The organism is Ramlibacter sp., assembly GCF_029866045.1.
GTDB lineage: Bacteria > Pseudomonadota > Gammaproteobacteria > Burkholderiales > Burkholderiaceae_C > Ramlibacter.
On the sequence record NZ_JARXAB010000105.1, the window covers coordinates 1 to 12928 of the forward strand.

General features: G+C 67.0%; 11 protein-coding genes and 1 pseudogene. 1 reads left to right on the forward strand and 11 read right to left on the reverse strand.

The window, feature by feature from the left end:
* The 11 genes from QE494_RS11665 to QE494_RS11715 all read right to left on the reverse strand — a co-directional run.
* A partial coding sequence (locus tag QE494_RS11665) for a LysR family transcriptional regulator (protein WP_300043545.1) occupies positions 1–517 on the reverse strand: 517 nt, incomplete at its 3' end.
* 412 nt (positions 518–929) lie between these two features.
* Positions 930–2294 carry an MBL fold metallo-hydrolase gene (locus QE494_RS11670; RefSeq protein WP_300043546.1) on the reverse strand — a complete coding sequence of 455 codons (1365 nt, stop codon included), beginning with the start codon at positions 2292–2294 and terminating at the stop codon, positions 930–932.
* A gap of 244 nt (positions 2295–2538) precedes the next feature.
* A complete protein-coding gene (gene dnaJ, locus QE494_RS11675; protein WP_300043547.1) occupies positions 2539–3684 on the reverse strand; it encodes a molecular chaperone DnaJ in 1146 nt (381 codons plus the stop codon).
* A 157-nt stretch (positions 3685–3841) separates the two neighbouring features.
* Positions 3842–5800 (reverse strand): molecular chaperone DnaK, encoded by a 1959-nt coding sequence (gene dnaK, locus QE494_RS11680; RefSeq protein WP_300043548.1) that lies wholly within the window; start codon positions 5798–5800, stop codon positions 3842–3844.
* A 131-nt stretch (positions 5801–5931) separates the two neighbouring features.
* Positions 5932–6471, reverse strand: a complete 540-nt coding sequence (gene grpE, locus QE494_RS11685; protein WP_300043549.1) for a nucleotide exchange factor GrpE — start codon at positions 6469–6471, stop codon at positions 5932–5934.
* A 146-nt stretch (positions 6472–6617) separates the two neighbouring features.
* Positions 6618–6968 (reverse strand): FKBP-type peptidyl-prolyl cis-trans isomerase, encoded by a 351-nt coding sequence (locus QE494_RS11690; RefSeq protein ID WP_300043550.1) that lies wholly within the window; start codon positions 6966–6968, stop codon positions 6618–6620.
* Positions 6969–7038: 70 nt separating this feature from the next.
* A complete protein-coding gene (locus tag QE494_RS11695; protein WP_300043551.1) occupies positions 7039–7509 on the reverse strand; it encodes a MarR family winged helix-turn-helix transcriptional regulator in 471 nt (156 codons plus the stop codon).
* Positions 7506–9239: an acyl-CoA dehydrogenase family protein gene (locus QE494_RS11700; protein ID WP_300043552.1), complete on the reverse strand. Its 1734-nt coding sequence runs from the start codon at positions 9237–9239 to the stop codon at positions 7506–7508. Before QE494_RS11700 ends, QE494_RS11695 begins: the two co-directional genes overlap by 4 nt.
* Before the next feature lie 57 nt (positions 9240–9296).
* Positions 9297–10061, reverse strand: a complete 765-nt coding sequence (locus tag QE494_RS11705) for an SDR family NAD(P)-dependent oxidoreductase (RefSeq protein ID WP_300043553.1) — start codon at positions 10059–10061, stop codon at positions 9297–9299.
* Positions 10058–11938 (reverse strand): feruloyl-CoA synthase, encoded by a 1881-nt coding sequence (locus tag QE494_RS11710; RefSeq protein WP_300043554.1) that lies wholly within the window; start codon positions 11936–11938, stop codon positions 10058–10060. The genes QE494_RS11705 and QE494_RS11710 overlap by 4 nt, the downstream gene beginning before the upstream one ends.
* Positions 11939–11952: 14 nt before the next feature.
* Positions 11953–12747, reverse strand: a complete 795-nt coding sequence (locus tag QE494_RS11715; RefSeq protein WP_300043555.1) for a crotonase/enoyl-CoA hydratase family protein — start codon at positions 12745–12747, stop codon at positions 11953–11955.
* Positions 12748–12834: 87 nt separating this feature from the next.
* Here QE494_RS11715 and QE494_RS11720 point away from each other — a divergent pair.
* Positions 12835–12928: pseudogene (locus QE494_RS11720) on the forward strand (4-hydroxyphenyl-beta-ketoacyl-CoA hydrolase); the annotation flags it as partial.

Consider the following 12928-nt stretch of genomic DNA (forward strand, 5'->3'; position numbering starts at 1 on the left):
CCTGTGCCTGGGCCTGGCCGGGTGCGGTGCCAGCCTGGCCCAGGTTGCAGATGCCCAGGTCGGCGGCACCTTCCTGCACGGCGTGCAGCACGGCGCTGGAGAGGTGTTCCTGCAGATCGATCTTGATCTGGCTGTGCAGCCGGGCAAAGGCGCCCAGGTCTTCCGGCAAAAACTGGAAGATGGCCGAGATGTTGGCGTGCATGCGTACATGGCCGCGCACGCCATCGGCGTATTCGCTGAGCTCGCCCTGCATCCGCTCCAGGCCGAACAGCACGGTGCGCGCGTGGTGCAGCAGGCTTTCGCCCGCGGGCGTCAACGTCACGCCGCGGCTGTGGCGGTACAGCAGGGGTGTGTCCACGGCGGTTTCCAGATCCGACAGGCGCTTGCTGACAGCCGACGCCGCAATGAACTCGCGCTCGGCTGCCCGGCCGATGCTGCCCAGCTCGCACACAGCCACAAACAGCTGCAGCGAGGTCAGGTCAATGCGGCGCGCAAAACTGCGCTCGGAGCTTTTCATGGAGTGCCTAGACTTCTTGTTCGGCGAGGGTTGCTCATTTTCAGCTGTATTTCATTACGCTGTCATCGTGAAACGCGATGGCCGATGTCGCTCAGGGGTGTTTCGCTGGCACCGGTGGGGCGTTGAAAAGGGTGTTTTCAACGCGATTTTTGGCCAAAAGAGCCGCCAGTCCAGGTATCTATTGCACCTGTTGCTATCAAATAAATAGCGTTTTGCGTCTGTGCGCAGGCGTTGCGGCCCGGAGCGGGGCGCAGGTCGCGCCAGCACTGTTGGGGCCAGCTCGGCGATCACGCGTCCCGGGCTGCCACGAGGGCTGGCATGGCGCCCTGCCCAAGGGGCAGGTAGTCACCGCACGGCGACCGGCTGCGCCACGCCGATCAGCACGCCATCACGCCATGACGCCATGACGCCATCACGCCGCGAGGGTGCCCCCGTGCTCCGGCACGCTGGCATGCCAGCGCAGCTCATGCTCGATACGCTGGCGCAAGTGGTCGGCCGCGCCCATTTCCCCGTGGACCACATACACCCTGTCGGGGGCGTGCCCCATGCTGCGCAGCCATGCGATCAGCTGGTTGCCGTCGGCATGCGCCGATGCCGACGACAGCTTGACCACTTCAGCGCTCACGCCCACGTCCTGCCCGTGGATGCGGAGGGTTTTCTCGCCGTCGGCCAGACGGGCTCCGCGCGTGCCCGGTGCCTGGTGGCCGGTCAGGATGATCATGTTGCGGTGATCGCCGGAGTGCAGGGCCAGGTGGTGCAGCACGCGCCCGCCGGTGGCCATGCCGCTGGCCGCCAGGATCACCATCGGCCCGTGCAGGCGCGCCAACCCCTTGGATTGCTCCGGCGTCTGCACCATGGTGGCGCCGTGTTCCATGGCATCGACTTCGCGCGCATTGAGCCGGTGTTCGCCCAGGTGGTGCTGGTACAGGCCGGTGGTGCTCACGGCCATGGGGCTGTCCAGAAACACCTTCAGCGACTTGGGCACCGCCCCTTGCGCCTTCAGCAGCCCGATGGCGTGCAGCACCATCTGCGCGCGGCCCACGGCAAACACCGGCACCACCGCCACGCCGCCGCGGCCTGCCAGGCGCTGCAGGGCAGGGCCCAGCTCTTCCAGCAGGTTGTCGGCAGGGTGCTGGCGGTCTCCATAGGTCGATTCGATCAGTACCGTGTCGGCCACGGGTGGCGCGTCGGGCGGGTTCATCAGCAAGTCATCTGGCCGGCCCAGGTCGCCCGAGAAAAGAATGCGCCGCCCGCCCACTTCCAGCAGCACGCTGGCCGCACCCAGGATGTGCCCGGCGGGCGAGAAAGTGGCGCGCCAGCCGGGCAGGGGCTCAAATGCGGCGTTCATGCTGTGCACCTTGAACTGGCGCATGCAGTGCAGTGCATCGAGCCGTGTGTATAGCGGCAGGGCAGGGCTGTGGCTGCTGAGCTGGTGGCGGTTGAGGAAGGCGGCGTCTTCCTCTTGCAGGTGGCCGCTGTCGGGCAGCAGGATGGCGCACAGGTCGCGCGTGGCGGGCGTGGTGTGGATGGCATGGGTGTAGCCATCGCGCGCCAGCAGCGGCAGGTAACCGCTGTGGTCCAGGTGGGCGTGAGTCAGCAGCACCGCATCGATCTGCCCGGGCGTGACCGGCAGGGGCTGCCAGTTGCGCAGGCGCAGCTGCTTGTAGCCCTGGAACAGCCCGCAGTCCACCAGCAGGCACTTGCCGTTGTGCCGCACCAGGTACTTGGAGCCGGTGACCGTGCCCGAGCCACCGAGAAAAGTGATGTTGACGTCCATGTCTGATCCTTGGCTGAAGCCGCCGCCGGCCATGCGCTGCGTTGATGAATCATCCTACTGCGCGGGGGCCGCAACGCCGGGGGGGAGCCGGGGTTTCTTGCTCCAGGTCAAGGTTGGTTGGCGATGGGTGCCATCAAGCTGCCACGTGGGCGGCCCCTCCACACGCGCCACAAAAGAAAACCGCCCGGGCCAGTGCGGCGGCGGGCGGTTTTGTGGGCACGGGCCTGCCAGGCCCTGCGCGTGGTCAGCTGAAGAAGTTCTTCAGCCGGTCCGTCCAGCTCTCGCCGCTGGGCGAATGGCGCGCGCCACCCTTCTTGAGCGACTCTTCCAGCTCGCGCAGCAGCTTGCGCTGGTGCTCGGTCAGCTTGACGGGCGTCTCGACCGCAATGTGGCAGTACAGGTCGCCAGGGTAGCTCGCACGCACGCCCTTGACGCCCTTGCCACGCAGGCGGAACTGCTTGCCGGCCTGCGTGCCCTCGGGGATGTCGATGGCGGCCTTGCCCTGCAGCGTGGGCACCTCGATCTCGCCGCCCAGTGCGGCGGTGATGAAGCTCACCGGCACCTGGCAGTGCAGGTCGTCACCGTCGCGCTCAAAGATGTCGTGCTTCTTGAGGCGAATTTCGATGTAGAGGTCGCCCGGCGGGCCGCCGTTGGTGCCCGGCTCGCCGTTGCCGGCGCTGCGAATGCGCATGCCGCCGTCGATGCCGGCGGGGATCTTCACCTCCAGCGTTTTTTGGCGCTTGAGCTTGCCCGCGCCTTGGCAGGCAGGGCAGGGCTCGGGGATGATCTTGCCGCTGCCGCGGCATTGCGGGCAGGTTTGTTGCACGCTGAAAAAGCCCTGGCGCATCTGCACCACGCCCTGACCTTGGCAGCCCGCGCAGGTTTTGGCCTGGGTGCCAGGCTTGGCGCCGGAGCCTTTGCAGGGGGCGCAGTTGTCCCAGGTGGGGATGCGGATCTGGGCGTCCTTGCCGGTGGCCGCCTCTTCCAGGGTGATTTCCATCGCGTAGGACAGGTCGCTGCCGCGAAAGACCTGTCGCCCGCCACCGCCGCCCCGGCCGCCGCGGCCCTGGCCGAAGATGTCGCCGAAGATGTCGCCAAAGGCGTCGGCGAAGCCACCGCCGCCTTCGCCACCGCCCGGGCCACCGCGCATGTTCGGGTCGACGCCGGCGTGCCCGTACTGGTCGTAGGCGGCACGCTTTTCGGCGTCGGAGAGCATCTCGTAGGCTTCCTTGCCCTCCTTGAACTTGGCTTCCGCGTCCTTGGAGGCCTCCCCCTGGTTGCGGTCAGGGTGGTGCTTCATCGCAAGCTTGCGATAGGCCTTCTTGATCTCCTCGTCAGAGGCGTTCTTGGGCACGCCCAGGACTTCGTAGTAATCGCGTTTGCTAGCCATGTTCTTTCGTTCGCCTGGTGGCAGGCCGAGCCTTCAGCAAAAAAGCCGCGCGGACCGGTGGCGGGGCGTGAAGCCCTCGCCAACAGGTCGCACGCGGCGCGGTGGCAGGCAGTGAATGCGTGCCAGCCCGGGGGCGCAGGTCCTGGTGTCTCCGGGTTCAGCCTTTCTTGACTTCCTTGACCTCAGCGTCGACCACATTGTCGTCGTTCGGCTTGGCCGAGGCCTGCGCACCGGCGTCTCCGCCCGGTGCGGCACCGGCCGCGCCCGCTGCGCCGGCGGCAGCCTGCTGGGCCTGTTGGTCGGCGTACATCTTCTCGCCGAGCTTTTGGCTCACGGTCATGAGCTCATTGGTCTTGGACTCGATCGCGTCCTTGTCCTCGCCCTTGAGTGCCTCGTCCAGGGACTTGATGGCGGCTTCGATGGAGTCCTTCTCCCCGGCTTCGAGCTTGTCGCCGTAGTCGGTGAGACTCTTGCGCACGCTGTGGACCATGGCCTCGCCCTGGTTGCGGGCCTGCACGATCTCGAGCTTTTTCTTGTCTTCGGCGGCATTGAGCTCGGCGTCCTTGACCATCTTCTGGATCTCGTCTTCCGAGAGGCCCGAGTTGGCCTTGATGGTGATCTTGTTTTCCTTGCCGGTGCCCTTGTCCTTGGCGCTCACATGCAAGATGCCGTTGGCGTCAATGTCGAAGGCCACTTCGATCTGCGGCATGCCGCGCGGGGAGGGCGGGATGCCCTCGAGGTTGAACTCGCCCAGGCCCTTGTTGCCCGCGGCCATCTCGCGCTCGCCCTGGTAGACCTTGATGGTCACCGCCGGCTGGTTGTCGTCGGCGGTGGAGAAGGTCTGCGCGAACTTGGTCGGGATGGTGGTGTTCTTGGCAATCATTTTGGTCATGACGCCACCCAGGGTCTCGATGCCCAGGGACAGGGGGGTCACGTCCAACAGCAGCACGTCGGTGCGGTCGCCGCCGAGCACCTGGCCCTGGATGGCAGCGCCCACGGCCACGGCTTCGTCGGGGTTGACGTCCTTGCGCGGCTCCTTGCCGAAGAACTCTTTGACCTTCTCCTGCACCTTGGGCATCCGGGTCATGCCGCCCACAAGAATCACGTCATGGATGTCGCCCACCGACACGCCGGCGTCCTTGATGGCGGTGCGGCAGGGGGCGATGGTGCGCTCGATCAGCTCGTCGACCAGGCTCTCGAGCTTGGCGCGGGACAGCTTGATGTTCAGGTGCTTGGGGCCGGTGGCGTCGGCGGTGATGTAGGGCAGGTTGATGTCGGTCTGGGCACCGTTGGACAGCTCGATCTTGGCCTTCTCGGCCGATTCCTTCAGGCGCTGCAGGGCGAGCACGTCCTTGGACAGGTCGACGCCCTGCTCTTTCTTGAACTCAGCAATGATGAAGTCGATGATGCGCTGGTCGAAGTCTTCGCCGCCCAGGAAGGTGTCGCCGTTGGTGGACAGCACCTCGAACTGCTTTTCGCCGTCGACGTCGGCGATCTCGATGATGGACACGTCAAAAGTGCCGCCACCGAGGTCATACACGGCAATTTTGCGGTCGCCCTTTTCCTGCTTGTCCAGACCAAAGGCCAGGGCTGCGGCGGTGGGCTCGTTGATGATGCGCTTGACTTCCAGACCGGCAATGCGGCCGGCGTCTTTGGTGGCCTGGCGCTGAGCATCATTGAAGTAGGCCGGCACCGTGATCACGGCCTCGGTCACCGCCTCGCCCAGGTAGTCCTCGGCGGTCTTCTTCATCTTGCGCAGCACCTCGGCGCTGATCTGCGGCGGCGCCATCTTCTTGCCGCGCACGGCCACCCAGGCGTCACCGTTGTCGGCCTTGGCGATCTCGTAGGGCATGAGGTGGATGTCCTTCTGGACTTCCTTTTCCTCGAACTTGCGGCCGATCAAGCGCTTGACCGCGTACAGGGTATTCCGCGCGTTGGTGACCGCCTGGCGCTTGGCCGAGGCACCCACCAGAATCTCGCCGTCCTCTTGGTAGGCCACGATGGAGGGCGTGGTGCGCGCGCCTTCACTGTTTTCAATGACGCGGGGGGTGTTGCCCTCCATGACCGAGACGCACGAGTTGGTCGTGCCCAGGTCGATGCCGATGATTTTTCCCATGATTTCTCCTGTTCTGTCGGCCCGCCGGAGGGCGGGCGCAAGGCTCGAATTGGTAAGCAGGTGCGGGCGGGAGCCCGTCTTTCAAGGCCTCAAGGCGTCAAGGCCTCAACGCCTGCAGGCCAGGGGCCGCTTCAGCCCTGGGCCACGGTGACCAAGGCGGGACGCAGCACCCGCTCAGCAATCAGGTAGCCCTTTTGCAGTACGGCCACCACGGTGCCCGCGTCCTGCTGGCTGCCCTCGGGCCGGGGCACCACCGAGATGGCCTGGTGCTGGTGGGGGTCGAACTTGGCGCCGCCCTCGGGGTTGATTTCGAGCACCTTGTTGCGCTCCAGCGCGCTCTTGAGCTGGCGCAAGGTGGCCTCGGCCCCCTCGCGGATCTGCGCCGGGCTGGCATCGTGGATGGCCAGGCCCGCCTGCAGGCTGTCGCAGACCGGCAGCAGGCTTTCGGCAAACGATTCGATCGCGAACCTGCGGGCCTTGGCCATGTCCTCATCCGCCCGGCGGCGGGTGTTTTGCATGTCGGCCTGGGCTCGCAGGAACTGCTCAGCCAGTTCGGCGTTCTTGGCTTTGAGCTCGGCCAGTTGAGCCTGGACTTCGGCCAGGGCACCGGCCGCAATGGCGTCGAGGGGCAGGTCGTTTTCCTGGGCGGCGTGTGTCGGTTTGTCGGACATGGGCGGGCAGGGGAAGCAATGGAATGAGTCGGCAGATGGGGGCTGCCGAGCCGGGTTCAAGGGGCGTTTGTTTGCGGCCGCGGATGGTGCGCGCCGCGGCAGATCCAGCGGACCCGGCGGACGCTTGGCCGCGCCGGGCGCCTGGTTTACTCGACGGCCAGCAATTCGACCGCGAACTCCAAAGTGGCGTTCGGGGGAATCACGCCGCCGGCACCGCGTGCGCCATAGCCGAGCTCCGGGGGGATGAGCAGGGTGCGCTGGCCTCCGACTTTCATGCCAGCCACGCCCTCGTCCCAGCCGCGGATCACCATGCCGGCGCCCAGATCGAAGGCGAAGGGGTCGTTGCGGTCCAGGCTGGAGTCGAACTTGGCACCGCGCTCGCCATCTTTGGAAAGCCAGCCGGTGTAGTGCACGGTGACGTACTGGCCGGGCTGGGCCTCGTCACCTTCGCCGATCACGGTGTCGTGGTATTGCAGGCCGGAAGGGGTGGTGTTCATGTCGATGTTCCTTGCAAAACCGACCAGTGTAGCGGCCCGCCCAGGGCCACTGGGCGTCACTTCCCGGCCATCACTGATAGACCTTGCGCAGCAGGCGGGCCAAGGTTTGTCGTTCTGCCGCCGACAGCTTGCCTGAGGCCTCGTCGTCGGCCTCATGGGCCAGTGTGGTGGCCTGGTCCACTAGGCCCTGGCCGCTGGCCGTCAGGTGCAAGCCCATGGCGCGGCCGTCGGTGGGGTGGGGCCGTCGCTCGATCAGCCCGCGGTCCTGCAGTTGTTTGATCAGCACCACCAGATTGGGCGACTGGATGTCGAGCAACTGGCACAACTGGCTGGAGGTGATGCCCGGATTGCTGCCGGCCAGGGCCAGCACGGTGAAGTCCACCGGCCGCAGTGCCAGGGGCGCCATGCGCCGCACGAAGTTGGCCAAGATGACCAGCGAGGCGCGCCGGGCGCTGTAGCCCAGGAAGGCCTCGATCACCTGGGTGTCGATCCCCTCGCTGGTGGTGACGTCGGCGTTGCTGCCGTTTCTGGGTTCCGTCACGAGGCGGTTGTCCGTTCAGCGGCCATTGCCGGTTGGGGCATGCCCTGGCCGAGGCGGTCTTCGATGATGCGCACCCGCATGTCGAACTCCGGCACGATCCAGGCACCCAGCGCATCGAGCGGCTCCTGCCAGCGTGCGGTGTCGCCGCCTGGCGCGCCCGCCAGCCGGGTGCCGGCCCAGGCCAGCAGGGCGACCGCGCAAGCGCGCAGGAAGTCGTCGGCCACCCAGGCGGGCAGGTCGATGCGGGCCGGAGCGGCCTGCGTGATGCGACGGGCGATGTCGACCAGCACCGCAAAGCGCTGCCGCTCGGCCGGCTCTGCGCCCAGACCGTCCAGGGCGGCAGACAGTGCTGCGCCCCCATCGGGCATCACCTTGCGCTGCAGGAGGTCGAGCGCCTGGATCTCATTGGTGCCTTCGTAGATCATGGCCACGCGCGCATCGCGCACGATCTGCTCGATGCCCCACTCGCGCACATAGCCGTGGCCGCCAAAGACTTGCAGGCAGGCGCTGGCGCCGGCGAAACCTTGCTCGGTGAAGGCCGCTTTCATGATGGGCGTGGCCAATGCGCACCAGCTCGCGGCGGCCTCGCGCCGCGCGGCGTCGGGGTGGCTGCGTGCCACCTCCAGCGCGAGCGCGGTGTGGTAGGCCAACACGCGCCCGCAGTCGATCCAGGCCCGCTGGGTCGAGAGGATGCGGCGCACCGCAGGGTGGTCGGCGATGAGGCTGGTGTCTTTCGCGCCGGGCGCGCGCATCTGGCGGCGCTCTAACGAGTAAGCCGTGGCGCGCTGGTGGGCGGCCTCGAGCAGTCCGATGCCCTGCAGGGCCACGTGCAGGCGGGCGGCGTTCATCATGATGAACATGGCGCCCAAGCCCTTGCCCGGCTCGCCGACCAGCCAGCCCGTTGCGGCTTCGAAGCTCATGACGCAGGTGGGGCTGCCGTGCAGACCCATCTTCTCCTCGATGCGGTCGCAGTAAGCGCCATTGCGCGCGCCGATGCCATCGCCTGCGGGCAAGAACTTGGGCACGACGAAGAGCGACAAGCCCTTGGGGCCGGGCGGCGCGTCGGGCAGGCGGGCCAGCACCAGGTGAATGATGTTGTCGGTGAGGTCGTGCTCGCCGCCAGAGATGAAGATCTTGCCGCCGTCCAGGCGATGTGTGGCCCCATCGGGCCCGGGCAGCGGGGTGGCCTTGGTGCGCACCAGGCCCAGGTCGCTGCCCGCGTGCGGCTCGGTCAGGCACATGGTAGCCAGCCACTCGCCTGTGGCCAGACGCGGCAGGAACAGGCCGCGCACGGTGGCGTCGCCGTGGTGCTTGAGTGTTTCGTAGGCGCCGGTCAGCAGGCCCGGGGCCATGGTCCAGCCGTGGTTGGCGGCGCTCAACATCTCGTAGAGCGCCATCTCCAGCATCACCGGCAGGCCCTGGCCGCCATCTTCCTCGGCGTGCGCGAGCGCGGGCCAGCCGGCTTGCCAGAAGGACTGATAGGCGGCCCGGAAGCCCGGCGGCATGGCGACCTGGCCAGCCTCGAATCGGGCACCGACCTCGTCGCCAACCCGAGTCAGCGGTGCGATCACGCCGCCGACAAATTCGGCTGCGCCTTCGAGCACTTGGCGCTGCAGGTCTGCGTCATAGGCGGTGTGCGGCGGCAGTGCGGCGAGGACGGCGGGCGCATGCAGCACCTCGGTGAGGACATGGCCGAGGGCGCCAGCGTCGGGGCGGTGGTCGAGGGACATCGGATGCCTGCGGTGGAAAGTCTGTGTCGGAAAGCCTTGAGGGGCGGACTCGCTGCTTCAGCGCGGCGCCATGCGTAAGGCGCCGTCGAGGCGGATCACCTCGCCATTGAGGTGCACATTGGTGGCGATGTGGCAGGCCAGCTCGGCGAACTCAGAGGGCTTGCCCAGGCGCGGCGGAAAAGGAATGGACGCGGCCAGCGACTGCTGCACCGCCTCGGGCAGCTCGTTCATCAGCGGCGTGGCAAAGAGACCTGGGGCGATGGTGCACACGCGGATGCCATGTTGGGCGAGGTCGCGCGCCATGGGCAGGGTCATGCCCACCAGGCCCGCCTTCGAGGCGCTATAGGCCTCCTGACCCACCTGGCCGTCGAAGGCGGCGACCGAGGCGGTAAAGAGGATCACGCCGCGCTCGCCGTCGTCTAGCGGGCTCTGGGCGGCGCATTGCGCGGCGAACAGGCGCGCCATGTTGTAGCCGCCGATCAGGTTGACGTTCACCACGCGGGCGAAGTCGGCCAGCGGCGCGGCGCTGCCATCGCGCTGCACGATGCGCTTGGCGCTGCCGATGCCGGCCACGTTCATCAAGAGGCGCGCTGGGCCATGCGCGGCGGCCGCCTGGGCGATGGCTGCGGAGGCACTGGCCTCGTCGGTGATGTCGCAGGGACAGGCGATGCCACCGATTTCGCTGGCCACCCGCTGGGCGCCTTCTGCATTGCGGTCGAACACCGCCACCTTGGCGCCGCGTGCGGCCAGCAGGCGGGCGGTGGCCTCGCCGAGGCCGGAGGCGCCGCCGGTGACGATGGCGGCTTGTCCTTGAATGTTCATGCGGAACTTCCCTTCTTTTGGGGGGTGGCGATATGGGGCGCGGTGCCGGCATGCAGGGCTTCAACCAGGGCGGCGCGATGCTTGAGCACGGCGCGTTGGTTCAGCGATCCCTTGTCGGTGATCTCGCCTTTGTCCATGCTAGGCGCATCGGTCAGGAGCAGGGCACGGGCCACGCGGGTGGCGCTGCCGGTGGCCTGCTCTGACAGGCGCGTCACCAGGTCCTGCAGCCAGGCCTTCACCGGCGCGCTGGCGGCCACGTCCTCCATCGAGGCAGACTCGGGCAGGCCCGCGAGTTGGCGAAGGGCCGGTGTGGCCACCATCAAGGCGCCGATCTCGTTCAAGTTGAGGCCGGTGATCACCGCGTCTTGCACATAGGGCGCGCCGGCGCCGATGATCTTGCCGCGCAGCGGGCCCACGCTCACAAAGGTGCCGGTGGCCAGCTTGAAGTCTTCGGCGATGCGGCCGTCGAACTTCAGGCCCAGGTGCTTGTCGTTCTCGTCGATCCACAGCACCGCGTCGCCGGTGCAGAAAAAGCCTTCCTCGTCGAAGGATTCGGCGGTGGCCTCCGTGTTGCGCCAGTAGCCGGGGGTGATGTTGGGGCCCTTGTAGCGGATCTCTTCCTTGTCGCCCATCTTCACCAGTTTGAGTTCCATCCCGGCCGAGGGCAGACCCACATGGCCAGCCAGTGAATGCGGGTTGGTCACGAAAAGGGCGAACGGCGCGGATTCGGTCATGCCGAGGCCTGCCGTCATCGGGATGCGCTCGCCGTATTCGCGGTCGGCGTGGGCGTAAAGCGCGTCCTGTACGGGCTGCGACAGCGCTGCGCCGGCGTACATCGTGGAGCGCAGGCGAGAAAAGAACTTGCGGCGCAGCAAGTCGTCGGTATCCATGGCCCGGGCCAGGGCTTCGTAGCCCACCGGCACGTTGAAGTACCAGGTGGGCGCGATCTCGCGCAGGTTGCGCAGCGTCTCGCCAATGAGCGCCGGAGTCGGCTTGCCTTCGTCAATGTAGAAGGAGCCGCCGTGGGCCACGCACATGAAGAAGTCGTGGTTGCCGCCGGCGGTGTGGTTCCAGGGCAGCCAGTCCACCAGCACCGGCGGGGTCTCGAAGGTCGACTTCATGGACTGCGCCAGCTGCTGCTGGTTGGCGCAGATCATCCGCTGGGTGTTGATCACCGCCTTGGGCAGCTTGGTCGAGCCACTGGTGAAGAGGAACTTCACGATGGTGTCTGGACCCGTGGCCGCCATCGCCGCATCTACCGCGGGGGTGGGCTCGGTGGCCAGAAGCGCCGCCAACGGGGTGATGGCGTGGCCGCGGGTGCTGGCTGCGTCGTTGGCGTTGTCCAGAATGACCTCAATGCCGGCATCCACCAAGGCCTCGATCGGTGCCTGGAAACGCTGCCAGTCGGCGGCGAACACCAGCCCGGGAGTCAGGGTGTTCAGCACATGACGCAGCTTGTCGTAGTCCTTGCTCACAAGTGAATAGGCCGGTGAGACGGGGCAGAAGGCGATGCCGGCGTACATGGCGCCCAGCGCCAACAGCGCGTGCGAGAGGCTGTTCTCGCTCAAGATAACCAGGGGCCGTTCGGCGCTCAGGCCGCGATCGAGCAGGGCCTGGCCGATGCGGCGCGCGCTGTCCAGCGCTTGCGCGAAGGTGATGTGACGCCATTGGCCACCCAGGGCCGGGTCGCGCTGGGCAAAGAGGGTCTGGTCGGGCTTGGTGCTTGCCCAGCGGACCAGGTGGTCAGTCATGCGCGGCGGGTAGTCGCCCAGCGGCGCGTCGGCCACGACATAGGTGTGGCCGCCTTCGGTGCGCACCCGGGCGCGGTCCACGCCGAAGGTGTAGGGGCGAAAGACGGGGGCTTGTGCCTTGTCCATGCTGCTTTGCTCCTTCAGGCCTTGACCTTGGGGCCCGTGCCGTCCAAGAAGGCCCGGACCCGAGCCTTGGCCTCGGGCGCGGCTTGGGCAATGCCCGCCAGCAGGGACTCGGTGAGGAAGCCGTGATCGGCCGGCTGCTCGGCGATGCGGGGCAGGCCGTTGATCAGGGCGTAGTTGGTCATGGGCGCGTTTTGGGCGATGCGCTCGGCCAATTCAATCGCCTTGGCCAGGGCCTCGCCAGCGGGCACGTGGTACTGGGCCATCCCGATGGACACGCCTTCGGCGGCCTTGTAGACGCGGCCGGTGAGCATCATGTCGAGCATGCGGTGGGCGCCAATGAGCTTGGGCACGCGCACCGAACCGCCGCCGCCTACGAAGATACCGCGGCTGCCTTCGGGCAGGGCGAAGAAGGTGCTGTCGTCTGCCACTCGGATGTGGCAGGCGGTGGCCAGCTCCAGGCCGCCGCCGACCACCGCGCCGTGTAGCGCGGCGACCACCGGCCGGCGGCCCTGCTCGATGTCACGCAGCACGTAGTACCAGGAACGGGAGTGGTGCAGGCCCTCGGCCGCATCGCGGTCCTTGAGCTCGCCCAGATCGAGGCCGGCGCAGAAATGGTCGCCCTCGCCGTGCAGCACCACCGCGTGCACGGTCTCGGGCAATTCGTCAAAGCGCTGCGCAATGGCAGCGATCAGGCCGTCGTTGATGGCGTTACGCTTTTTGGGGCGGCACAGACGAACGATGGCGATGGCGCCGCGGATGTCGACCTGAACTTCGTCCAGACTGGGGATAACGTGGGGGAGGCGGGCCATGGGTTCCTGCTATAAAGCTATAAAACATATCTAGTTTAGGAAGTCGGGCCCCTTGCCGGCTCAGTAAAAACCCTGAGGAGATCTGCCATGGACCACAAGAACCTCATTGCCATCGACATCCACACTCATGCCGAGGTGAGTTGCTGGAACCCCTTTGACAACTATGGGGAGGAGTACGAAC

Excerpts from the sequence above, each read along its gene's own strand:
- QE494_RS11670 (WP_300043546.1), bottom strand. The coding sequence starts at position 2,294 with ATGGACGTCAACATCACTTTTCTCGGTGGCTCGGGCACGGTCACCGGC.
- dnaJ (WP_300043547.1), bottom strand. The coding sequence starts at position 3,684 with ATGGCTAGCAAACGCGATTACTACGAAGTCCTGGGCGTGCCCAAGAAC.
- dnaK (WP_300043548.1), bottom strand. The coding sequence starts at position 5,800 with ATGGGAAAAATCATCGGCATCGACCTGGGCACGACCAACTCGTGCGTC.
- grpE (WP_300043549.1), bottom strand. The coding sequence starts at position 6,471 with ATGTCCGACAAACCGACACACGCCGCCCAGGAAAACGACCTGCCCCTC.
- QE494_RS11690 (WP_300043550.1), bottom strand. The coding sequence starts at position 6,968 with ATGAACACCACCCCTTCCGGCCTGCAATACCACGACACCGTGATCGGC.
- QE494_RS11700 (WP_300043552.1), bottom strand. The coding sequence starts at position 9,239 with ATGTCCCTCGACCACCGCCCCGACGCTGGCGCCCTCGGCCATGTCCTC.
- QE494_RS11705 (WP_300043553.1), bottom strand. The coding sequence starts at position 10,061 with ATGAACATTCAAGGACAAGCCGCCATCGTCACCGGCGGCGCCTCCGGC.
- QE494_RS11710 (WP_300043554.1), bottom strand. The coding sequence starts at position 11,938 with ATGGACAAGGCACAAGCCCCCGTCTTTCGCCCCTACACCTTCGGCGTG.
- QE494_RS11715 (WP_300043555.1), bottom strand. The coding sequence starts at position 12,747 with ATGGCCCGCCTCCCCCACGTTATCCCCAGTCTGGACGAAGTTCAGGTC.